Here is a 23006-nt window from a genome sequence, read left to right as displayed (position 1 = left end):
AGGGTGCAGCATGCATTGGGTCACCGACAAGGAGGGCGGGAAACGGACGTTTGCTGCTTGTGCGAGCTATGAGAGCAAGCGGCTGAAGACCGGACGTTAAGCACCTTCGCGCGGGCGTCTGAAGGTGTTGACGCGAATCTCACCTAAAAATGTAATGCTCCACGAGGATATGATCCCTCGGTTTTGCAGCCAATCAGCAAGGATTCTATTTTGCTCAGTGTTCTTTATCCTCGGATACACCCAATATTCTGCAATTGTTGAGTACGGACTTGGTAGTTCGGACAAGACCTGTCTTACCTGATCTTCACTCATTTTCTCATGGCATCTGTTCAAAAGAGAAATCTGCCGATCAATGGGTCTGGTGTTACGGACAATTGCACTAAGGTAGCTAAAGTCGAAATCAGTGAGAACAACATCGGATCGATCCAGTATCGGACCTGCCAAGGCTGCCAATTCAGCGTCCGCGGCGACGCTAGAGCTGCTGAGATCAAGTATAATTGAAAGCTTTTGAGCATCGGTCAGGTTCGCGCTAAGAAGAAGCTTTAGGATGCGCTCTTCGACTGCGAAGTTAACCTTGTCTTTGAGATAGTCGGTGATCCGCCTAACGAGCAGGGCCGCTATAATCTTATCATCTTCTGCGGCCGTGCTAAAGCTGTTGGTGTTGAGCGCGATCACGCCCGACGCTGCCAATATCTGACGGCGTCCCAAGTTTGCATCATCTGGGAAGTCTTTGAAACTGGTAGGTAGTATCGCGAGGTACTCTTTCAATTCAGCATCAGAAAGGTCTTCGTTCTTTAGGATGAAGCGGCTAACGGCTATAGTCTCATCGTTGTGCAAGTATTTCTCAGCAAGGAGCGGTTTGCTGTTGTCATTATCCCGTAAGAACGCAGTTAGCACCTCGCCATTGAACTCTTCGACGCCCATATAGTGGATTACGTTGCTCCACTTTGGTTTTACCAAGTTGTGCTCAAATAGGGATGAAAAGAACCTTTCGGGCACGTCATCTAGATTTTCGAACACTGCATCTTGCTTGGTAATGAAGGCGGTCAAGCTTTCGTCCGTAACGTCGCTGTAATTAAGGGCGGCTCGAATCGCGTCAAGGTTTTCTTCTGTGTTGTCTTCAAGCGGCAACAGCACGTCGTCTAGGTAGGTTTGAAAGTTGCCTCGGATATGCTGACGCAGATACTCCGGCGCGTATGAGAGGATTGTTGAGAAATTCTGCGTTTGGAGGGCCTTCAGAGCTTGTACCTGCACATTCGCCTGCATGACTCGATGGATATTGTCATATGTGACGCGGTACAGAGAGTTCTCGACCACATATTTCGAGGCACTTGCATGTTCAGCAATCTCGGCGAGGCTCAGAACTACAATGCCAAGGGTTTTCAATCTTCCCAGCTCAAAGTCGATGCCTGTATTCAGAACGTCGACTAGATGGTCACTCAAATAGTCTCGCAAGGCGCTGTTTTGACCGCTTTTCGCGGTGAACGAACTTACAGGGAGGGACTTCATGATAACAGCCACGTGGTTGGGGGCATTTCTCGTTTCCACAGCAGCTTCCGCGAAACCAGCCCACCCACCAGACAGGGTCTCCACAAACTCATGAACGCGCTTGCCGCTCGTGTAGTAGCTCTCCAAAAAGTCCTGAGCATTCGCAAAATTGTCTGCGATGTACTTCATGGCATGATCAATACGCGCCTTATGCTTCGCGGGGTTTTCCAGCATGTGATCCATCAGGTGACGGTTAAGCACATAGCTTCTTTGAAAGTCCTCGTCCCGCATCTCAACGATCACCTCTGCAGGGTTGTCGATCTGAAAATCGGGATCAGGGTTCTTAAAGCCTCGAATTTTCTTGAGGAAGTTATTGTCGGCCGGGGAAAGTCGCCCAGAATGAAAAAGAGAAATGTACTGATAGTAGGTATCGTCGAGGAACCCTTCGAAGAGCAGGTACTCCATCAAGTTTCTGTTCTCGCCTAGCTCCGCGAGATCGCCGTCCAGCGTTGCCGCATTGGCTTGCAATACGTCGCTGAATCTCAAGCGCCGCAGCGAAACAATTTGATCTCTTAGGTCTTGTACTTTCTTGGCTGCTTCGGCCTTGCTCTCTGATGAACGTCGCTCGATGAGTTCTTTTCGCTCTGCATAGCTCAGTTTCGTGTCAACATCTGACTGGACGCCGGACAGATTCAAGGAGCGGACCCCAGCTTGTGGTCCATATTGTTGAATATTTTCGGAGGATAGGATTTCCTCAAATAGCTTGTGGTCAGTTAGTTGGCTCACATGGACAGAGACGTTTCTTATCCGAACGCCTGAACACTGGTCGTTCAGTCGGTCCGCAATTGCCATCGCATAAATCCGCCGCAGTTCCTTGAGGTTGCGCGGGTGCTGTGCCTCCGCCTCAGCGGCACCTTCATTGATTTTCTGGATGGCGGCCTGTTTGTCTGCTTCAACAACGGCAACGCACTCGTCATAGCGCTGAAGGATTGTGGCGATCTTGCCCTTCTGTTGATGAAGCAGCTCAAAATCATCGGGCATAATGTTCTTATAGATGAGGATTGCTAGGAGCTTGCTCGGATCAAGATCGCCCTGTTCATCTTGCTCAAGGTTGTCGATGTAAGTGGCGTACTCGTTGAAGATATTTTTGATCAACCTGAGATCGTCAAGATACCGAGAAACCTCACGCAAGAACCGCGGATTCAACCTCTTTTCCAACTGCAAACGTTGGCCTTCTTCGAGAACTTTATCGATTGAGTTCGAAGAGTTGATGATCGGTATCACCGGAACGATGAACTCGAAGAACTTGGTGCGGTCCTTGTTTGCGAACATGTCGTCGCGCAGGGCGTACAGAAACCGCACTCTCTGGTTCACGCCGTTGTTGGCGTTGATCAAGCCGTTGATTTCGCGAAGTGTGACAAAGATTTCCGGCCGATCAAATCGGTCCAGGTCCTCGATGATGACGAGTTCATAGCTGGTAGACTGGAAAAAATAAATGATCTCGTCCAAGTGCCTATTGAGGATGGATTCCTTATCCAGCGCATCGGTTGACATCTCGACATCTCTTAGTGAGATGCTCTTTACCGATATACCAAGGCTCTTGACGTAGAGTTGGTGCAACAAGCGCCACAGGAATGCAAAGCCAATCCCAAAGGTCGCATAGTTTAGCCAATTACCTAGCTCGAATGGCGTGAAAAACTCCCCAGATACAATGTCGCTTCGGCTTTGGAACAGATGCCAAGCCGAAAAACACCCTAGAAGGACGAGCAACGACATTAAGGGCACGTACTTGCTCGGTCTCTGAATTCTCTTGAAACGCGACAATGGAAGCTTGTCGGCATCTTGTCCGTAGAGCATCTGTTGAAGGATGCTGCGCTCGATCTCTTGCGGATCAATTGCTAGTTGCTTACCCTCGGAATCTGGCAGGAAAGAAGCCAAGGAGATTCGAAGGTAATTGCCTTTGTACCGCTTCAAAAATGTGTTGATGATACTGCTCTTTCCGGATCCGTATGGACCGGTGAGGGCGATATTATAGACATTGTCGTTGGTCGTAGCGAAAGCCAGCGCGGTCGAATAAATGCCCTTCGGATCAGCGTTGCTTGTGGGTGCAAGGTCGACATAACGTGACGTTACATCTACTTGTTCTTTTGATCTCCCGAAGAAATGGGAGATCAGCTTTGTGAAGGTTCTAGAACTAGGCACTGATTCAATCTCTGGCTCAACTTGTTGTGGCAAAGGAGAACATAGCATCAACACCTTGTTACCGAAAGGGGCGATTACGCCTTTAGGTAGTGTTGACGCTTTCAGCTTTCTCAATGAGAAATTTGAACGTTGTAAGTTTTCGCGATACCCACACGTCTCTAAAGATCAGCCCACCCTAGCGGAAACCACTGCATCGATGGTTTTGTCGACTGAGCGTGAATTTCTGCGATTCAGGGTGATGCTGATGCAGCGAATGCCCGGAAAGCGGGCTGCAAGCGCGGCATCCAAGTCGAGCGCGCAAGGTCGGTTTAGGGCCGACCTTGTCTACCTGGTTGTCACCCTCGGAAGGGCGGGAAGCAGGCATTCGCTGCAGAAGCCAAGGTTTTGGTTGAGGCCCCGATAGCGGACATGAATCGGAAAAACGTCACCACATTTTTTCGACCGGCACAGGATTATTCCGTCACTACTGCCCTTGAAGTCGCAGCCGCTCGTCCCAGCGCCTGTACACGACATCTTCCTCAAGCGCCGGTTCGCTTGCGACGACGCGTTCCAGTATTTCTCTGAATGGTTCGCCCCCCCAATGAAACTCTGGGGCCATCAATCTGTCTATTAGAACCATTGTAGACTTGGGGTGCTGGTCGGGATGATCCGATGCAGCTAATTCATGGAGGAGAAGGAACGCATTTGACCGGACAAGATATGGGCTAATCTGTTTTACTGCCTCGGAAAATTCAGCGTCTGTGGCAGTTGCCGCAACGGCAAATTGTTCCGATAGGTCCCCGCTACAAATCTCTGGATCGGCCGGCCAAACTCGCTTGAGCCACGGTCCCACCCGATCGCGCCACAGAGCGTCGCTACGCGGGCCGGCGCCTATGCGATCCTCCCCCTCGACAGGTTCTCCTGATTGTTTCAGATAATCGGCTATCCAAGCTACAGCGTCACTGCGCATTCCTGCGGACATTGACCGGATTGCGTCGCGTACTCGATCCCTGGGTAGCTCCTGAATTCCGAATTCGATGCCTACCAACATTAGGAGTTGAGCCATGTTGCGCCGGAAACTACCAAACCTTTCAAGCCGTTCAGGTGTGAACAGGTCAAGGAAGCTCGGCTTTATTGCTGCCCAGAGTTGCGGATCAATTCGAGCGTTCCAACCATACCCCTGCCATAGAGCGAAGGATTCTGTCTCATCTGACCAGTCGAACCCTGAAAGCAACACGCGCTTCACCCAGCCGGGGTCGACGGCGTACAGGTAAGACAGACGAGATGCCGCGATAACGCGTGCTGGTCGATGTGCGATTAAAGTAGGCTCCATGAGGTGATCAAGTCGTTCTACTAGGTCATGCGGGATGCCATCTCCGACTTTCAATTCGCGCGAAAATAGTGCGGCGAAAAAGCCCTTTGCTAAGTGGCCCATCGAGCAGTTGATTGCGAAGTGGACCCAATCGTCACAATCCTCCTCTGCTGTATTGGATGGATCCACTGATGCGGCCAGAAGGGCCTTGTCAAAGAGTCTCCAGTAGCTTTGCGCAAGATTGTCAGTCCCGATCGCGCCACCAGTAGCTTCCAGGATTTCAGCAACTGCTTGCGAGAAATCGGGTTGGTTGAACAGTGTCTCCGGTGCTTTAAGGAGCAATCTGAGAAGACGGTCCAGGGAACCACTTGCGGCCGTGTCCCGAAGACCCCACAGCGCATAGCGCCAGATGTCCACACGAACTGGCTCCTTGACCGCTGCGATCCGTTCTAGGGTTTTGATGGCGCGTTCACTGTCCGCCGCCGCGAACTGGCGCCAAGCGTCGAGCAGGCCTTCTCGTCGGTCGTCATCGGTTTCCAATACCGTGATGAGTTCGTCTTCGGGAAGCGAGGCGAGATCGTCAGCCCCGTATTTGGTGTCGGGTCCGAAGCTCGTCTCCGACCAGCTCACGAAGTGGGCTTGCTCGCCTGGCGGCGCTTCCCACTCCGGATACTCCCTACGAATACGGGCAAGCTCATTGGCCAGTCCTTGCGTCAACGGAGGGTTCGAGAGACGTTCAATTGCTGTTATTCGATCGAATACCCGTCGATCGCGCGAGCGTGTCCGTTCATCTTCATCCACATTTTCAAGTAGTTTGTCCGGTGGGCCTGCCAGAATTGTCCTAGTGAGATGTTCCTGACCAGCTTCGTCAAGCAACGGCCAAGTAGATTGAAGCAGATCCATCGCCTCCTTCCGGGATCCAGAGTGCCAAAGGGCGGCGGTCTTAGGCATTGAGTAGCACCTCTAATTTTTCTTCTGGCGTGAAGTGCCCGCTCGCATTGACCGCCGCAATCGAGAGCCGTCTAAATCCGAGGTATGGGATACGGCGCCAGCGTGCGACGCATTCTCGACTGTGCGTGCCGTCTGCCAAATCAATGTGACGCCACCCCTGCCAAATCAAGTCAAACAAAACGGTCCAGCGCTCGTAATTGCGGTTCTGAGAGTGCGGTTCGATCGACGGGCGCTGAATGATTGTAGGATCATATTCTGAGCTCGCTTCGCCCGCTATTGCATAAAGGGTCAATGCCTCCCGAAGCAGTTCTGTGAGCACATCAATTCGTGCTGCCAGAAAGTCATCGGCGTGAGGTTGTTTGGCAAGAACACTAGTGAAGGAGTCTATGTAATTTTCTCCACGCAGCTTGACCTCAGCATCTGCAATGTGCGCAAGTTGCTCTCCGTCGGCCTCGTTATCGTCGTACAAACGGCGGTAGAAGGAACGCTTTAGGGTCAGGACCGGACGGAACACAGTGGCCAGTTCTTGGGTCGCCCACGGAGTGTCCGGTTCATCTTGAAGCATCGCTTCAAGCCCATAGTGCAGAAAGCTGTTGGGACGCATGTGCGCCCATTCGCCTTCCGCCGATACGATCCGCCAAAATTGGACGAAACCAGCACCAAGGGCGCTTTCCCCGGCCAAGCGGCTGCGTATAGCCTGCCTCAGAATCCAGTTTGCACGCCGTCCGTCCCGAAGTCTTTCTATTACCCATTCCGCCAACTGGAACGAATTGAGTTGGGCTGTAATCCAAGGAACCAAACCGCGCGCTGTCTGTCCGATCTGGGCGAAATCTCCGTTCGCCATTGGGAATAGCTCGTCCAAATGCAAAGTGGGCACAGTCGGATTTTCGGCACCTTCCCGGCGAGCGACATCAACGGCCTCGCGGTATTTTTTTAAAAGCCGCTCCTCGTGCCGAGACAGCACACTGAGCCATTCAATTGGCGGGGGCGGATCGAGCGATGCAAATATGCGAGCACCGTAGCCTTCGTCGTCCGGTCGACCAGCGATGGCCCAAACAAGGTTCGCAACATCGCTTGGGTGCTGGCTCTCAGGCGGATGAGGCGCAGTCCGACTGATCATCACTCGGGTTCGCGAAAGGTAATCATGGCGGGCCTTGGCCCATCCAATCAGCGTGCGTTTCAAGTGCACGTGATTCCGCATTTGGTTGTAGAAGATTGGCTCGATATTTCGCTCTCTCCACGGTTGGGGGTCTTGTGCTTCCCGACCACGATAGGGGACGAAAATGTAGGCGGGGCCTCGCGGCGCACGTACCCGCGAGGAGACTTCCTCAGCCGCAAACGCGTCTGTCATATACCGTAGCACGGGATCGTTCAGGCTGTATCCGACGAAGAGCACTGTGAATTCAGAGAATAGGCGCGCGATAAAGCGTGCGGCCCAAGCGTCCGTGAGATAGGCACGCCCAAAATCAGCGCTGGTAAGGACGAGGTGATCGTTGGCTTCATTTACCGGCGCTAGTCGGCCATGCAAGTAGGCTATGCTCTTCCAACTGACTATCCGATCATTGCGTGGAATTGGCAGCACTGGACCGGAATGATAGTCTCGACCCAGTAACAGCCCGCTCTGGGCATGCTCAAAAAAGGTGTCGTAGTTAGTAGTGACCAAACGCATTCCATTGCCACCCCGTAGGCCAGCGAGATCTAAAATCGCGCGGTGCATCTCAAGGTCTGTTGGATCGCGATCAAGCCGTTCGGCAACCACACGGCGCATTTCAACGGGAAACCTGCTTTCAAGCGCTCCGAGCATGCGATCCGGCCACTGCCATTCAATGCTTCGCTTTTTGGGGAGCGGCACCCCAAGTTCGTTGTAGCAGTGCTCGACCAGGCCGGTGTAGCTTGGCAGGCCCGCACCCATAGAGATTCCCGCTCCGCAAAATATCACAACGCGATCGTCTTCTAATTCCTGGACGAGACGATCAGGCACGAATATTCCATTGGGAACAAAAGTCGGCATTTGCTCAAGACGCAGCTAGGATTCTATCAGCGTATTCTAGCAGCTAAAAGTAGCGGTGAAAGGATTGATCCGCTAAGAACGCGATGCGGGGCAGAAGATTTGGGTCTGCTTGCCCTGCTGCGCCGCGGCAACCTACTGGTCGGTCAGACGGCAGTTTTGGGCTGGTAGTTCAAATAGCGCAGTCTAGGCTTCGCAGTTTTCGAGCCCTGACGTTGGCAGAATGCGGTGGCTAGCCGACTCCGTATTTCAAAGCCCGTATTTCTGGCTCAAGATTGTGGGAAATCGCGTTGGCTCTAAACGTCGCGGTCTAGAAGTTCTTCCCGGTCTTCGGCTCCGCTGAACTGTCGCCACCAAATAAACTCGACCACCGCGATGCAAAGCTCATGGGTGGTGCGCTTCTACAACTAGCGCGGCACCGCCGAGCAGCACATCAAGGCAGGCAAGCACCCCTTCCGCTGGACGCGTCTGTCGTGCGGGCGGCTCCGCGACAACGCGGTCCGGCTGCAGCTGCACGCGCTGCCACACAACCTGGCCACCTTCCTGCGCTGCATCAAGCTATTGACCGGAGTACCTCTCCCACTTGGACTAGATCAGATCGGCGTCGCCGTCCATGACCATGCGCCGCCGCCGCTGCTTGGCGGTGTCAGGCTCGCGCCCGTAGACCTTCGGCAGGACATCTGGGCTCGATCCGATGTCGTACGCGATCTCATGGATGCTGCGCCCAGCTTCGCGGTTCCAGGGAGTGCTGCGCCGCCGGGAAGGCGGCTAGCCCGCTGTGGGGTCGGTCAGCTCGGCAACCTTCATCGTCAGATGGTTGAGCTTCTCATGCTCGACAAGGTAGACCCGCTCGATGACGTCCACGGTCATACCCAGGTGATCGGCGACCTCTTTCGCTGTCCAGCCTTTCTCGGTCAGGAGCTCGGTGATCCGGCTTGCCCGCAGGACGCGGTGGGGTGTGAGCTTGTCTCTGTAGCCTTTGCCCTCGTTAATCCCTGACAGCTCGATCACGGCGTTGAAGGCGGTGCCATACGACGAGCGGGGGCGCTCGTCCGGCTTCCTGGCGGTAGCGCTGGGGAAGACGTAGTCGCCGGGCCTGATCGCGCCCCAGCGCGCCAGGCGGCGCTCGCGGACCTGGCGAAGGATCGCGACGGCCCAGGGGTCGAGGACTTGGGTGTGCGTCGTGCCTTGCTTGCGCTCCCCAGGCTCGAACGTCCAAGTGGGCCAGGTCCCGGGCTTGCCGGGCTCACAGGCGCCGTCGAGGTTTTTGATCTGGCCCCAGCGGGCTTCCTTCCATTCGCCGCCACGGCCGCCCGCCATGTATGCCAGGCGCAACATGTCTGCGGTCTCGATCGAGCCCTGGTGGCGCCTGCCCGTACGGTTCGACTGGGGTTTCTGCCACTCGTCCAGGGCCTTGAAGAATTTGGCGCGCTCCTCTTTGGTCATCGCGCCTTTCTTGGGCTCGTTCGTCTTCGCCTTCCAGCCGTCGAAGAGATCGACGCGCACCTTCAGACCCAGGATGCCCAGGGCGAAATCCCGGAGCATCGGGCGCAGGAGCCCCCGCGTCGAGATAGCGGCCTGGTAGCCCGGGTTGTCGCCTGACACGCGACCGCCGACGGCGCCGTCACCCTTCGCCTTGGCGCGCGCCTTCGATGCGGCGACGGCATCGGCGACGACATGCGCCAGGAACTGGGTGCCGTCGGACGGCTCCAGGTCGACCACCGGCGCGTAGAAGAACGCATCTGCGCGCTCGGCTGCCTTCCTGACCGCACGCACCGTGCTGGCGCCACGGAAGGGCTCGTTCGTCGCGCGCCACTCCAGGTACCGCTCCGCGAGCTCGACAAAGCGCATCTTGGCGCCCGCCTCGCTGGATAGGACCTGCCCCCGCGCTGGGCGTGCTGACTCGAGGCGGGCCTGCTGTACCACCTCCCTTGCCTCGCCGCGGAGCTTGGCGGGCGTGCCGTTCTCTTCCACTATCCAGTAGCCTACGTCCTGGCGCACTGTCCTGCGCACCTGTTTGCCGTTGAGCATGAACTTGACGGAGACGGTGACGCCTCCGCTCTTCGAGGCCTTCGCCTGGAGCGTGCCTTCGCCGTAGCCGCCGAAGCCTGCGTCGGTGAGGGTTTTACCCGGCTTCAGCGCAGGGAGGTTGTCGCGGGTGAAATTGACCTTTGCCATCTCAGGCCTCCCTTTTCACGTGAAAGTCGCCCCGCACCGGGATGTGGTTCCCGTCGCCGCGATGGCGGAAGAACTGCGGGGGGCCGTAGTGGCCGCCCCAGCCGTCGACGCCAGGGATACCGCCACCAGGCACCGGGCGGTGGACAGTGTCGACGATGCCGAGCGACACCGGCGGGGTCGGCGCCACCCGGCTTGCGGGTGAGCATCTCGTTTTCCTTGCGCAGGGCGCGCAGCGCCTTGAAGATCGCCCGCTTCTCGGCGCGGGCCTGCTGGCGGGTGTAGGTTGGGCTAGTCATTTGGTTTCTCCTCTTGGGCCGTGTGGCCCCGCATCTGCCGTCTGGCGAACCACCCTCAGGAGCGGGTTGGTGGCGGCCGGTCTCTCTACCGGCTGCACTCTGGATACGGTCACAAAGTACACTCAGCGGAGTGGGTGCGCAAGACAAAGTCTAATCTGAGGTCCATTTTCACTAGACCCCAGGCTTGCATGGATTTGCGCCAGGTTAACATCCAAGGATCGACGAGGATGCGAAAATTACGCCAAAACATGGCTTTGGAGCCCTTTAGATGTTAACCAGGGCCCCACCGACGTAAACTGCTACGACGGCTCTGTCGTCGCCCATCATGATGGTGGGGAACACCGCCTGCCACAGGTCGTCGGCGCGGGCCGCGCGCTGGGCGATGGCGGGGGTCGAGGCGAGATCGACCACCGCAAGGTCGGCCTCCATCCCCGGGGCCAGCGTGCCGATGCGGTCGTCGAGATGCAGGGCGCGCGCCGAGCCCTGGGTGGCCAGCCACCACAGTTGCGCCGGGTGCAGCGCCGTGCCGCGCAATTGCCCGACCTCGTAGGCCGCCGCCATGGTGCGCAGCATCGAGAAGGACGAGCCGCCGCCGGTGTCGGTGGCCAGCCCCACGGTCTGCCCCTCGGCCATCAGCCCGGCCATGTCAAACAGGCCCGAGCCGATGAAGGTGTTGGAGGTCGGGCAGTGGATCAGGCTGGCGCCGGCCTCTTTCAGCCGGGCGCGTTCGCGTGGGCCGAGGTGGATGGAATGGCCCATCAGCGCGCCTTTGCCGACCAGCCCGAAGCGGTCGTAGACATCGAGATAGTCGCGCGCCTCGGGAAACAACTCGGCCACCCAGGCGATTTCCTCGGTCTGCTCAGAGAGGTGCGTCTGCATCAGAACCTCGGGGTGGTCGGCCCAGAGCGCCCCCAGCGCCTCGAGCTGTTCAGGCGTCGAGGTGGGCGCGAAACGCGGCGTGATGACATAGCCCAGCCGGTCGACCCCGTGCCATTTTTCCAAGAGCGCCCTGGACTGGTCATGCGCCGTCTCTGCGGTGTCGCGCAGCCCGTCGGGGGCGTTGCGGTCCATGCAGGTCTTGCCGCCCAGCGCGCGCAGGCCGCGGCGCCGGGCTTCGGTGAAATAGGCGTCGACGCTTTCGGGGTGGATCGTGCAATAGCTGACCGTGGTGGTGGTGCCGGCGGCCAGCGTCAGATCGAAATAGCGCGCCGCGATCTCGTGGGCATAGGCGGCATCGCCGAAGCGCATTTCCTCGGGGAAGGTGAAGGCGTTCAGCCAGTCGATCAGCCGCTTGCCCCAACTGGCGATGATCGCGGTCTGCGGATAATGCGCATGCGCGTCGATGAAGCCGGGCGAGATCAGCGCGTCGCCGTAATCGGTGACCTCGGCCCCGGGGTGGGCGGCGCGGATGTCGTCGGCCGGGCCGACCGCCGCGATCTTGCCGTCCGCGATCGCCACCGCGCCGCGCCGCTCGTGGCGCACGGCCTCTTCGGGCGGGCCCTCGAACGGGTTGGCGACATAGTGCAGGGTCTGGCCCAGAAGTATCCGCATCGGCTTCCTCGCTGTTGCAACGGCCGAGAATAGGCGTGCGCTTTTGCCGCGTCCATTCCTATTCCCCTCTGTTCCTGCGACGGGCCTTGGCATAATGTCCGAGCGGAAAAAGGGGGCGCGAACCCGGGCATGGCCGACGATCAGAGCACAGACACGATGCTGCCCGAAGAGGGCGACTACGAGCTTGACCGCGAGGTCATGCGCCCGGTTCTGGCCGCGCTTGCCGCCGGGGATGCCGCGGCGCTGACGGCGGCGTTCGAGCCGCTGCACGCCGCCGATATCGCGGACCTTCTGGAACAGGTCGACGACGAGACCCGGCATGCGCTGGTGCGCCTGTACGGGCGCGAGATCGACGGCGAGATCCTGTCGGAACTCAAGGATTCGATCCGCGAGGACGTGATCGCCGCGCTGGAGCCGCAGGTTCTGGCCGATGCGGTGCGCGAGCTGGAAACCGACGATGTCGTCGATCTGATCGAGGACCTCGACGAGGCCCAGCAGGACACCATCCTCGACGCGCTCGAGGCCAGCGACCGGGTGGCAGTCGAGCAATCGCTGTCCTACCCGGAGTATTCCGCCGGCCGCCTGATGCAGCGCGAGCTGGTGGTGGCGCCGGAACACTGGGACGTGGGCCAGGCCATCGACCACCTGCGCGCCCAGGAAGACCTGCCCGAGCAGTTCTATCACATGATCCTGGTCGATCCGCGGATGCGCCCGACCGGATACGTCACGCTGGGGCGGCTGTTGTCGGCGCCGCGCGCCACGCGGCTGGCCGACCTGGCCGAGGAGAGTTTCCGCACCATCCCGGTCATGCAGGACGAGGGCGAGGTGGCCTATGCCTTCAACCAGTATCACCTGATTTCGGCCCCGGTGGTGGATGCCGACGACCGGCTGGTCGGGGTGATCACCATCGACGACGCCATGGCGATCCTCGACGAGGAACACGAGGAGGACATCCTGCGCCTGGCCGGGGTCGGCGAGGGCAGCCTGTCGGACGGCGTCTTTGCGACCACGCTGCGCCGGGTGCCGTGGCTGGCGGTGAACCTGGTGACGGCGGGGCTGTCGGCGCTGGTGATCTCGCAGTTCGAAGAGACCATCGCGGCCCTGGTGGCGCTGGCGGTGCTGATGCCGATCGTGGCCTCGATGGGCGGCAATGCCGGCACCCAGTCGATGACCGTGACGGTGCGCGCCATTGCCACCAAGGACCTGACCTCGGCCAACCTGTGGCGGGTGATCCGGCGCGAGGTGCTGGTGGGGTTGCACAATGGCATCGTGCTGGCCCTGCCGCTGGGGCTGCTGGTGGCGCTGATCTTCGGCGCGCCGATGCTGGGGGCGGTGATCGGCGCGGCGCTGGTGATCAACCTCCTGGTGGCGGCGGCGGGCGGCATGCTGGTGCCGGTGGCACTGGAAAAGCTGGGGGTCGACCCGGCGCTGGCCTCGGGGGTGTTCGTGACCACGATCACCGACGTGGTGGGCTTTTATGCGTTCCTCGGGCTGGCCGGGGCGATGCTGCTGTGACGCTTGAGGCGATCAAGGCCGAGGCGCGGCGGGCGGCGTTTGCCCGGCGCAAGGCGGCGCAGGGCCGGGGGCTGGAGCGTGCGGCACAGGCGCGGCTGGGCGAGGTGCTGGCGGATCATGCGGGCAGGCCGCTGGCGGGCTACATGCCGATCCGCACCGAGATCGACCCGCTGCCGGTGATGGCCGAGGCCGCGCGCAAAGCGCCGGTGGCGGTGCCGGTCATCGTGGCGGCGGGGCAGCCGCTTTCGTTCCGGCGCTGGCATCCGGGGGCGAAAATGGTGTCCGGCCCGTTCGGCGCGATGATCCCCGAGGCGGGCGACGAGCTGGTGCCGGAGGTGCTGATCGTGCCGCTGGTGGCGTTCGACCGGGCGGGCAACCGGCTGGGCTATGGCGGCGGTTTCTATGACCGCACGCTGGCAAAACTGCGCGCCGCCCGCCCGACCGTGGCGATCGGTTTCGCCTATGGCGCACAGGAGGCCGAGGCGTTGCCGCTGGAGCCGACCGACGAGCCGCTCGACGCCATCGTGACCGAGGCGGGCGTGCTGACGTTCTGAGCCGGGCGGGCGGTCGAACCGCTACGCCGGGCGCATTGAAAAGCGCGCCGGCCCCGCTTGCGCCCGGCCGTCTTTGCCCCTAATCCGTGGCGCATGAAACTCTTGTTCCTTGGGGATGTGGTCGGCCGTGCCGGACGCCGCGCGATCACCGAACGGCTGCCCGGGCTGCGCGCGGCCTGGAAGCTCGATTTCGTGGTGGTCAACGGCGAGAACGCGACCGGCGGCATGGGCCTGTCGGGCGATCACGCCAAGGCGCTGTTCGAGGCCGGGGCCGATGTGGTCACGTTGGGCGATCATGCTTTCGACCAGAAGGACATGATGGGCTTTTGCCAGACCGAGCCGCGCATCATCCGGCCTCTGAACTACGCCAAGGGTGCGCCGGGGCAGGGCGCGCGGCTGTTTTCGGACGCGCGCGGGCGCAAGGTGCTGGTGGCGCAGGTGCTGGGCAACGTGTTCATGAAACGCGCCTTCGACGATCCGTTCTCGGCCATCGACGCGGCCCTGAAACCCTACCCCCTGGGCGGGCAGGCGCAGGCGGTGATCGTCGACGTGCATTGCGAGGCGACCTCCGAGAAGATGGCGATGGGTCATTTCTGCGATGGCCGCGCCTCGGTGGTGGTGGGCACCCATACCCATGTGCCCACGGCGGATGCCCAGATCCTGCCGCGCGGCACCGCCTATCTGACCGATGCGGGGATGTGCGGCGATTACGATTCGGTGATCGGCATGGAAAAGGCCGAGCCGCTTGGCCGCTTTGTCACCGGGATGGCCAAGACCCGCTTTACCCCGGCGATGGGCGAGGTCACGCTGTCGGGGCTCTATGTCGAGACCGACGATGCCACCGGCAAGGCCACGCGCACGCTGATGGTGCGCGACGGCGGGCGGCTGGTGCCCTCCGGCCCCTGACCAAATCGGCGCTTGCCGCACCTCATCCGCTTGTCCAAGATACCCTGGCGCCGGGAGCATGACCCATGCAGTTATTTGAATTCAGCCAATCGCAACAGGCACTTGTGGCGCTGGTCGTGGTCGGGCTGATGTTCGTCGCCTTCCTGCGTGAGACCATGCCGACCGAGGTTGTCGCGATCTCGGGCGTCGCGGTGATGCTGATCAGCGGCATCCTGCCCTATGACGCGGCGCTGGACGTGTTGTCCAACCCCGCGCCCTGGACCATCGCGGCGATGTTCATCGTGATGGGGGCCCTGGTGCGCACCGGGGCGCTGGACTGGTTCACCGGGCTGGCGGACGGGCAGGCCGCGAAACGCCCGCTGGTGGCGCTGGCGGTGATGCTGGGGTTCGTCGTCGTCGCCTCGGCGGTGGTGTCCAACACGCCGGTGGTGGTGGTGATGATCCCGGTGTTCACGCAACTGGCCAAGCGGATGGGGCTGGCACCATCAAAACTTCTGATCCCGCTCAGCTACAGCGCGATCCTGGGCGGCACGCTGACGCTGATCGGCACCTCGACCAATCTTCTTGTCGACGGGGTGGCGCGGGCCAACGGGCTGGCGCCGTTCACGATTTTCGAGATCATGCCGGTGGGCATCGTCGTGGTGGCCTGGGGCATGATCTACCTGGCGCTGTTCGGACGCAGGCTGCTGCCCGAACGCGCCTCGATGGCCAGCCTGCTGACGGACCGGTCGCGCAAGAAATTCTTTACCGAGGCGGTGATCCCGCCCGAGTCCAACCTGATCGGCCGCGAGGTGCTGGGGGTGCAGCTGTTCCAGCGCGAGGGCGTGCGGCTCATCGACGTGGTGCGCGGCGACACGTCGCTCAGGCGCAACCTCGAGGGCGTGACGCTGGAGGTCGGCGACCGGGTGGTGCTGCGCACGCCGATGACGGAACTGCTGTCCTTGCAACGCGACAAGAGCCTCAAGCGGGTCGATCAGGTCTCGGCGGTCGAGACCACCACGGTCGAGGCGCTGATTTCGCCGGGCTGCAAGATGGCTGGGCGGTCGCTGGGGCAGATGCGGCTGCGCCGGCGCTACGGCGTCTATCCGCTGGCGGTGCACCGACGCAACCAGAACATCGGGCCGCAGCTCGATCACGTGGTGGTGCGGGTGGGCGACACGCTGCTTCTGGAAGGTGCGCCCGAGGATATCCAGCGGCTGGCCAACGACATGAACCTGGTCGATGTCGCCAAGCCCTCTGGCCGGGCGTTCCGGCGCAGCCATGCGCCCATCGCCATCGGCGCGCTGGTCGGGCTGGTGGTGCTGGCGGGGCTGGGGGTGGCGCCGATCCTGGCGCTTGCGGTGATCGCGGTGGCGGCCGTGCTGGTCACCGGCGCCATCGACGCGGACGAGGCGTTTTCCTTCATCGACGGGCGGCTTCTGGCGCTGATCTTCTCGATGCTGGCCATCGGCGCGGCGCTGGAAAGCGCGGGCGCGGTGGCGCTGATCGCGGGCGCGCTGGCCCCGAGGCTGGCGGACCTGCCGCCGTTCCTGATCGTCTGGGCGATCTACCTTCTGACCTCGGTGCTGACCGAACTGGTCACCAACAACGCGGTCGCCGTGGTCGTCACCCCCATCGCCATCGGGCTGGCGGGCGCCATCGGCATCGACCCGCGCCCGCTGGTGGTGGCGGTGATGATCGCCGCCTCGGCCAGTTTCGCCACGCCGATCGGGTATCAGACCAACACGCTGGTGTTCGGGCCGGGGGGCTACCGGTTCGCGGATTTCCTCAAGGTCGGCATCCCGCTCAACCTGACGATGGGGCTGATCGCCTCGGCGGTCATCCCGCTGATCTGGCCGCTGTAGCCGCGCCTCACAACGGCCAGAACACCAGGATCAGGGGCACCGACACCGCCACCACGATGATCTCGAGCGGCAGGCCCGTGCGCCAGTAGTCGCCGAACTTGTAGCCGCCGGGGCCGAGGATCAGGGTGTTGTTCTTGTGCCCGATGGGGGTGAGAAAGGCGCACGAGGCCGCCACCGCCACCGCCATCAGGAACGGGTCGGGGTTCTTGCCCAACTGGTGGGCCATCTGGATGCCGATGGGGGCGGCGACGATCGCCGTGGCGGTGTTGTTGAGCACGTCCGACAGCGACATCGTCACCACCATCAGAAGCGTCAGCACCGCCCAGGCCGGCAGCCCCTGGGTGGCATTGACGAGGCCGGTCGCGATCAGCTCGGTCCCGCCCGATGTCTCCAGCGCCGCGCCCAGCGGGATCATCGACCCCAAAAGCACCACCACCGGCCATTCGACGTGGTCGTAAAGCTCGGACAGCGGCAGGATCTTGGTCAGCACAAAGCCGATCACCACGATCCCCAACGCCACCGGCAGGTAGATCAGCCCGAGGCTGGCCGCGGCGACAGCGGCGGCGAACAGGCCGATGGCCATCCAGGTCTTGGTGTTCTGCGTCACCGCCAGCCCGCGTGAGGCCAGCGGCAGCACGCCCAGCCACTCGGCCACCTCGTCCTCATGGCCTTCGGGAACGAGCAGCAGCAGGATGTCGCCGGGGCGCGTCTTGGTCTTGCGCACCTCGCTGCGGAACGCCTTGCCGCTGCGCGAAATGCCCAACAGCACCGCGTGACGGCGCCAGTTCAGCCCGATCGCCTGGGCGGTCTTGCCGTTGATGCGCGACGCGTCGGTCACCACGACCTCGATCTTGGACAGGCCGCCGCCCTCGGCGCGCAGCCGTTCCTCGCGCTTCTCGTCTGCGAAGGCCAGCGACAGGGCGGCGCGAAACTCGTCCAGCGCCTCGGGCGTGGCCTCGATCACCAGCGTGTCGCCGGCCTCGAGTTCGGCGCTGACCGCGCTGCCGCGCCGGCGCTTGCCGTCGCGGATCAGCCCGACGATGGCGACATCGTTCTTGTCCGCGCTCTCCTGCAACTCCTCGACGCGCTTGCCGATCAGTTTCGACTCTGCCGGCACCACCAGTTCGGCGGTATAGCCGGAATACTCGCCCATCGGGTCGGCGGCGTCGGACTTGTCCTCCTGGCTGGGGATCAGGCGCCAGCCGAAAAGCGCCACGAAGATCAGCCCGACCAGCGCGGTCAGCCCGCCCACCGGGGCGAAATCGAACATCTGGAACGGTTCGCCCAGGCTATCGGCGCGGATCGTCGAGATGATGATGTTGGGCGGCGTGCCGATCAGCGTGGCCATGCCGCCGAGGATGGTGGCGAAACTGAGCGGCATCAGCGTCAGCCCGGCGACCCGGCCCGCCTTGCGCGCGGTCTGGATGTCGACCGGCATCAACAGCGCCAGCGCCGCCACGTTGTTCATGAAGGCCGACAGCACCCCGCCGATCGCGCCCATGATGGTGATGTGACCGCCCAGGCTGCGGTCGGGGTTGATCAGGGTGCGGGTGATCAGAAACACCGCGCCCGAGCGCACCAGCCCGGCCGACACCACCAGCACAAGCGCCACGATCAGCGTCGCCGGATGCCCGAAGCCTTCGAAGACGTGCTTGGTGTCGACGACGCCCAGCACCACCCCCAGCATCAGCGCGGTGAATGCCACCAGGTCATAGCGGAACCGGCCCCAGAGCAGGAGACCGAAGACAGCGCCGAACAGCGCGAACAGGATGATCTGATCTTGTGTCATTGCGGCACATTAGAGGGGATCGGTGGGACATGGAAACAGGCAAATCTGCCTCAGGCAAAGACCACCGGATAAAGCGTCGCGACCAGAAGTGCCGCCATCGTCCAGTTGAAGGTTCTGAGCCGGGCGGCACTGGTCAGCACGTGGCGGATCTGCTGGCCGAGCAACGCCCAGACGCTGACCGAGGGCAGGTTGACCAGCCCGAACACCACCGCCACCAGCGCCGCGGCGGCAAGGCTGCGGTCCGGCGCATAGGCGGCAATCGCCGACAGGGCCATCGCCCAGGCCTTGGGATTGACCCATTGAAAGGCCGCCGCCTGCAGAAAGGTCATCGGTGTGCCCGTGCTGCCGCCGGCGCCCGGGGCTGCGGCATTGGCGATCTTCCAGGCCAGCCAGAGCAGATAGACCACCGACACCACCCTGAGCACGTCATGGGCGACCGGGAAACGGTCGAACACGGCCATCAGCCCGACCCCGACCAGCACCACCATCACGGTAAAGCCGATCGCCACCCCCAGCATGTGCGGGATGGTGCGGCGAAAGCCGAAATTCGCGCCCGACGCCATCAGCATCAGGTTGTTGGGCCCCGGGGTAGCCGAGGTGACGAAGGCGAAGCCCGTGAGGGCGATGAGCAGGTCCGGCGACATGCGGCGCAGAATGCGCGGATCGGGGCGGAATGCAATCGTGAAAGCGGTGTGGCTCGGGGAAGGCGCCCCTGGCCCGGTTGCGACAGCGGAGCGCGGAACCTGCGAGGGCGGCGGCGCGAGACCTTGTGATAACGGCGCAAAGCGGGGGGTCTTGCCCCGCGCCGGGTGGCTGACATATAGAGACGCGACATCGCAACACGAGGTAAGGACTTCCATGGCCGGCCATTCAAAATGGGCAAATATCCAGCATCGCAAGGGGCGCCAGGACGCCGCGCGTTCGAAACTGTTTTCGAAGCTGGCCAAGGAGATCACCGTGGCCGCCAAGATGGGCGACCCGGACCCGGACAAGAACCCGCGCCTGCGCCTTGCCGTGAAAGAGGCCAAGTCGCAGTCCGTGCCCAAGGACGTGATCGACCGCGCGATCAAGAAATCGCAGGGCGGCGAGGGCGAGAACTACGAGGAAATCCGCTATGAGGGCTATGGCCCCAACGGCGTGGCGGTGATCGTCGAGGCGATGACCGACAACCGCAACCGCACCGCCTCGGTGGTGCGCTCGACCTTTTCCAAGAACGGCGGCAACCTGGGCGAAACCGGATCGGTCGCCTTCATGTTCGAACGCAAGGGCGAGATCGTCTATCCGGCCGAGGCCGGCGACGACGAGGCGGTTTTCGAGGCCGCCATCGAGGCCGGTGCCGAGGATGTGGAAAGCTCCGAGGACGGCCACGTCATCTACTGCGCCGACAGCGACCTCAACGAGGTGTCGACCGCGCTCGAGGCGGCGCTGGGCGAATCCACCACCACCAAGCTGATCTGGAAACCCGCGACCACCACCGAACTGGGCCTCGAGGACATGCAGAAGCTGATGAAGCTGGTCGAGGCGCTCGAGGATGACGACGACGTGCAGCGGGTGACGACCAATTTCGAGACCACCGACGAGGTGATGGCGCAACTGGACTGAGACCCGCGCGGGCCTCTTGTCTTTGGCGCGGGCTTGGGGCAAGCCGGTGGGCATGTCGAGCCAAGCGCGATCTCTTGCCGAACCGCGCCCGCTTGTGGGCGTGGGCTGGATGCTGGTGACGGGGCTGAACTTCGTCGCCGTCACCGCCATCGTGAAACACGTCGGCGGGCGCATTCCCGCGTCCGAGGCCGCGTTCCTGCGCTTTGCCTTCGGGCTGGTGTTGTTGTCGCCGGTCCTGATCCGGCTGGGGGCCGAGCAGATCGGCCGCAACGCCTGGCAACTGTTCGCCCTGCGCGGCGTGGTCCACACCTTCGGCGTGATCCTGTGGTTTTTCGCGATGACCAGCATCACGCTGGCCGAAGTGACCGCGATGAACTACATGAACCCGCTTTATGTCACCGTGGGGGCTGCGTTTTTCCTGGGCGAGACGCTGCACAAGCGCCGGCTCTTCGCGATCGGCGCGGCGCTGGTCGGGGCGCTGATCATCCTGCGGCCGGGGTTTCGCGAAATCCTGCCGGGCCATATCGCGATGCTGGGGGCGGCGGTGTTCTTTGCCGGCTCCTACCTCATTGCCGGGCGGCTGGCGGGGCGGGTCAAGCCCTCGATGGTGGTGGCGATGCTGTCGGTCACGGTGACCATCGGTCTGGCGCCGTTCGCGGCGGCGGTCTGGGTGACGCCGCGGCTGGACGAGCTTGCGTGGCTGTTCGGCGTCGCCTGTTTCGCCACCGCCGGGCATGTCTCGATGTCCAAGGCGTTCGCCGTCGCGCCGATGACGGTGACGCAGCCGGTGACCTTTCTGCAACTGGTCTGGTCGGTCCTGCTGGGGGCCCTGTTCTTTTCCGAGCCGGTCGACGGCTGGGTGGTGCTGGGCGGCGTGATCATCCTTGCCGCGGTCACCTTCGTGACCTGGCGCGAGGCGATGCTCAAGCGCCGGGTGACGCCGGTGGTGGGCGAGCCGCGGCTGTGACCCCACTCAGCCGCGCGGGTCGAGCAGCCGCGCCAGCACGTCGCCCCGGGTGATCCGGCCGATCTTTTTCCCGTCCTCGATCACCGCGATGGCGCCGTCGTGCGATGTCAGGCGCTGCATCACGTCGTGAACCGTGGTGAACGGGGAAACCTCGCCGCTGGTCTCGCCGTGCGGGGCTGCCATCACGTCGCGCGCGGTGAGCACGCCGAGCGGGTTCATATGGGCCACGAAGTCGGCCACGTAGTCGTTGGCGGGGTGGGTGAAAATCTCGCGCGGGGTGCCGCATTGCACGATCCGCCCGCCCTCCATGATGGCGATCCGGTCGCCGATCTTGAAGGCCTCGTCAAGGTCGTGGCTGACGAAGATGATGGTGCGGCGCAGGGTCTTCTGCAGCTCCATCAGCTCGTCCTGAAGCCGGGTGCGGATCAGGGGGTCGAGCGCCGAGAACGGCTCGTCCATCAGAAGGATCGGGGCGTCGGTGGTGAAGGCGCGGGCAAGCCCGACGCGCTGCTGCATCCCGCCCGACAGCTCCGACACCATCCGGTCGGCCCAGTCGGTCAGGCCGACTAGCGCAAGCTGTTCCTCGACCTTGGCGCGGCGTGCGGCCCGGCTCATCCCGCCCAGTTCCAGCCCGAGGCCGACGTTGTCGCGCACCGTGCGCCACGGCAAGAGGCCGAATTGCTGGAACACCATGGCGACGCGGCTCAGGCGGATCTCGCGCAGGGTCGCGGCATCGGCGCCGGTCACGTCGATCAGCCGGTCGCCGTCCGAGACCCGAACCGAGCCGCGTGTCACCGGGTTGAGGCCATTGACCGCGCGCAGCAGCGTCGACTTGCCGGAGCCCGACAGGCCCATCAGCACGAGGATCTCGCCCTCTTTCACGCCAAGCGTGCAATCGTGGACGCCCAGAACCTGCCCGGTGGCCTCCTGCACCTCGGCGCGGTCTTTCATCGCGTCCATCATCGGCAGGGCGCTTTCGGGGTCGTCGCCGAATACGATCGAGACCTTGTCGAAGGAAACCGCGGTGCGCATCAGCGTTCCACCCTCAGCATCCGGTCAAGCAGGATGGCGACCACCACGATGACGAACCCGCTTTCGAACCCCAGCGCGGTGTTGACCTGATTGAGCGCGCGCACCACCGGCACGCCCAGCCCGTCGGCCCCGACCAGCGCCGCGATCACCACCATCGACAGCGACAGCATGATGGTCTGGTTCAGCCCGGCCATGATCTGCGGCGTGGCATAGGGCAGTTCGACCTTGTAGAGCAGTTGGCGCGGCGTCGCGCCGAACGCTTGCGCCGCCTCAATCAGGGCGGTCGGCGTGCGCGAGATACCCAGGTGCGTCAGTCGGATCGGGGCGGGCAGCACGAAGATCACGGTTGCCAGAAGCCCCGGCACCATGCCGATGCCGAAGAACACGATGGCCGGGATCAGGTAGACGAAGGTGGGCAGCGTCTGCATCAGGTCGAGCACCGGGCGCATCCATGAATAGAGCCGTGGCCGGTGCGCCGCGACGATGCCGATGGGAACGCCGACCGACATGCAGACGACGCAGGACGACAGGACCAGCGTCAGGCTTTCGGTGGTCTCCTCCCAATACCCCTGGTTGAGGATGAAGAGAAACCCGACCACCACCAGCAGCGATGTCTTCCAGTTGCGTTGCAGCACGAAGGTCAGCGCGGCGAAGGCCGCGACCACGACCAGCGGATGCGGCGTCTGCAAGACCCAGAGGATCGCGTCGATCAGCCCCTCCATGACCCAGGCCAGCCAGTCGAAGAACGGCCCGCCGATATCCTGCAGCCAGTCAAAGACATGCCGGGCAGTCTTGCCCACGGGAATCTTGGTGTCGGTCAGCCAGTTCATGT

15 protein-coding genes and 1 pseudogene are annotated in these 23006 nt (G+C 62.1%); 7 read left to right on the top strand and 9 right to left on the bottom strand.

Features of this window, described 5'->3' with window-relative positions:
- Positions 1-96 precede the first annotated feature (96 nt).
- From FVF75_RS02690 to FVF75_RS02680, 3 genes are all read right to left on the bottom strand, one after another.
- Positions 97-3804, bottom strand: a complete 3708-nt coding sequence (locus tag FVF75_RS02690) for a YobI family P-loop NTPase (protein WP_148376197.1) — start codon at positions 3802-3804, stop codon at positions 97-99.
- Positions 3805-4153: 349 nt separating this feature from the next.
- Complete coding sequence (locus tag FVF75_RS02685) at positions 4154-5884, bottom strand: hypothetical protein (protein ID WP_148376196.1); 1731 nt, start codon at positions 5882-5884, stop codon at positions 4154-4156.
- Positions 5885-5924: 40 nt separating this feature from the next.
- Entirely contained in the window at positions 5925-7913 is a 1989-nt protein-coding gene (locus FVF75_RS02680; protein ID WP_187392949.1) for an SIR2 family protein, read from the bottom strand.
- Positions 7914-8315: 402 nt separating this feature from the next.
- On the opposite strand from FVF75_RS02680, the pseudogene FVF75_RS02675 reads away from it, so the two are divergent.
- Positions 8316-8564 (top strand): annotated as a pseudogene (locus FVF75_RS02675) (transposase); the annotation flags it as partial.
- 144 nt (positions 8565-8708) lie between these two features.
- Here the strand turns inward: FVF75_RS02675 and FVF75_RS02670 are convergent.
- The gene (locus FVF75_RS02670) at positions 8709-10118 is read right to left on the bottom strand and encodes a site-specific integrase (protein ID WP_148376194.1); all 1410 of its coding nucleotides are present in this window, start codon (positions 10116-10118) and stop codon (positions 8709-8711) included.
- Between the two features lie 560 nt (positions 10119-10678).
- Positions 10679-11965, bottom strand: coding sequence for a guanine deaminase (gene guaD, locus FVF75_RS02665; protein ID WP_148376193.1), 1287 nt, complete (start codon positions 11963-11965; stop codon positions 10679-10681).
- 129 nt (positions 11966-12094) lie between these two features.
- Between guaD and mgtE the strand changes: the two genes are divergently transcribed.
- From mgtE to FVF75_RS02645, 4 genes are all read left to right on the top strand, one after another.
- Positions 12095-13480 carry a magnesium transporter gene (mgtE, locus tag FVF75_RS02660; RefSeq protein WP_148376192.1) on the top strand — a complete coding sequence of 462 codons (1386 nt, stop codon included), beginning with the start codon at positions 12095-12097 and terminating at the stop codon, positions 13478-13480.
- Positions 13477-14034 carry a 5-formyltetrahydrofolate cyclo-ligase gene (locus FVF75_RS02655; protein ID WP_148376191.1) on the top strand — a complete coding sequence of 186 codons (558 nt, stop codon included), beginning with the start codon at positions 13477-13479 and terminating at the stop codon, positions 14032-14034. The genes mgtE and FVF75_RS02655 overlap by 4 nt, the downstream gene beginning before the upstream one ends.
- A gap of 93 nt (positions 14035-14127) precedes the next feature.
- Positions 14128-14940 (top strand): TIGR00282 family metallophosphoesterase, encoded by an 813-nt coding sequence (locus FVF75_RS02650; RefSeq protein WP_148376190.1) that lies wholly within the window; start codon positions 14128-14130, stop codon positions 14938-14940.
- A 65-nt stretch (positions 14941-15005) separates the two neighbouring features.
- On the top strand, positions 15006-16784 hold the full coding sequence (locus tag FVF75_RS02645; RefSeq protein WP_148376189.1) for an SLC13 family permease: 1779 nt from the start codon (positions 15006-15008) through the stop codon (positions 16782-16784).
- Positions 16785-16791: 7 nt separating this feature from the next.
- Here FVF75_RS02645 and FVF75_RS02640 read toward each other — a convergent pair whose 3' ends face one another.
- Together FVF75_RS02640 and FVF75_RS02635 are read right to left on the bottom strand one after the other, a co-directional pair.
- Positions 16792-18573, bottom strand: a complete 1782-nt coding sequence (locus FVF75_RS02640; protein WP_148376188.1) for an SLC13 family permease — start codon at positions 18571-18573, stop codon at positions 16792-16794.
- Between the two features lie 50 nt (positions 18574-18623).
- Positions 18624-19217, bottom strand: a complete 594-nt coding sequence (locus FVF75_RS02635) for a LysE family translocator (protein ID WP_148376187.1) — start codon at positions 19215-19217, stop codon at positions 18624-18626.
- A gap of 214 nt (positions 19218-19431) precedes the next feature.
- Between FVF75_RS02635 and FVF75_RS02630 the strand changes: the two genes are divergently transcribed.
- Both FVF75_RS02630 and FVF75_RS02625 read left to right on the top strand, forming a co-directional pair.
- The gene (locus FVF75_RS02630; RefSeq protein ID WP_148376186.1) at positions 19432-20175 is read left to right on the top strand and encodes a YebC/PmpR family DNA-binding transcriptional regulator; all 744 of its coding nucleotides are present in this window, start codon (positions 19432-19434) and stop codon (positions 20173-20175) included.
- Between the two features lie 52 nt (positions 20176-20227).
- Positions 20228-21142, top strand: coding sequence for a DMT family transporter (locus FVF75_RS02625; protein WP_148376185.1), 915 nt, complete (start codon positions 20228-20230; stop codon positions 21140-21142).
- Positions 21143-21148: 6 nt separating this feature from the next.
- Here the strand turns inward: FVF75_RS02625 and choV are convergent, their stop codons facing one another.
- Both choV and choW read right to left on the bottom strand, forming a co-directional pair.
- Positions 21149-22174, bottom strand: coding sequence for a choline ABC transporter ATP-binding protein (gene choV / locus FVF75_RS02620; RefSeq protein ID WP_148376184.1), 1026 nt, complete (start codon positions 22172-22174; stop codon positions 21149-21151).
- Entirely contained in the window at positions 22174-23004 is an 831-nt protein-coding gene (gene choW, locus FVF75_RS02615) for a choline ABC transporter permease subunit (RefSeq protein WP_148376183.1), read from the bottom strand. Before choW ends, choV begins: the two co-directional genes overlap by 1 nt.
- Positions 23005-23006: the final 2 nt, after the last annotated feature.

Origin of the sequence: Maritimibacter fusiformis (assembly GCF_008086115.1) — a bacterium.
Taxonomy (GTDB): Bacteria; Pseudomonadota; Alphaproteobacteria; order Rhodobacterales; family Rhodobacteraceae; genus Muriiphilus; species Muriiphilus fusiformis.
This window is presented reverse-complemented; position numbering and strand designations above follow the sequence as displayed.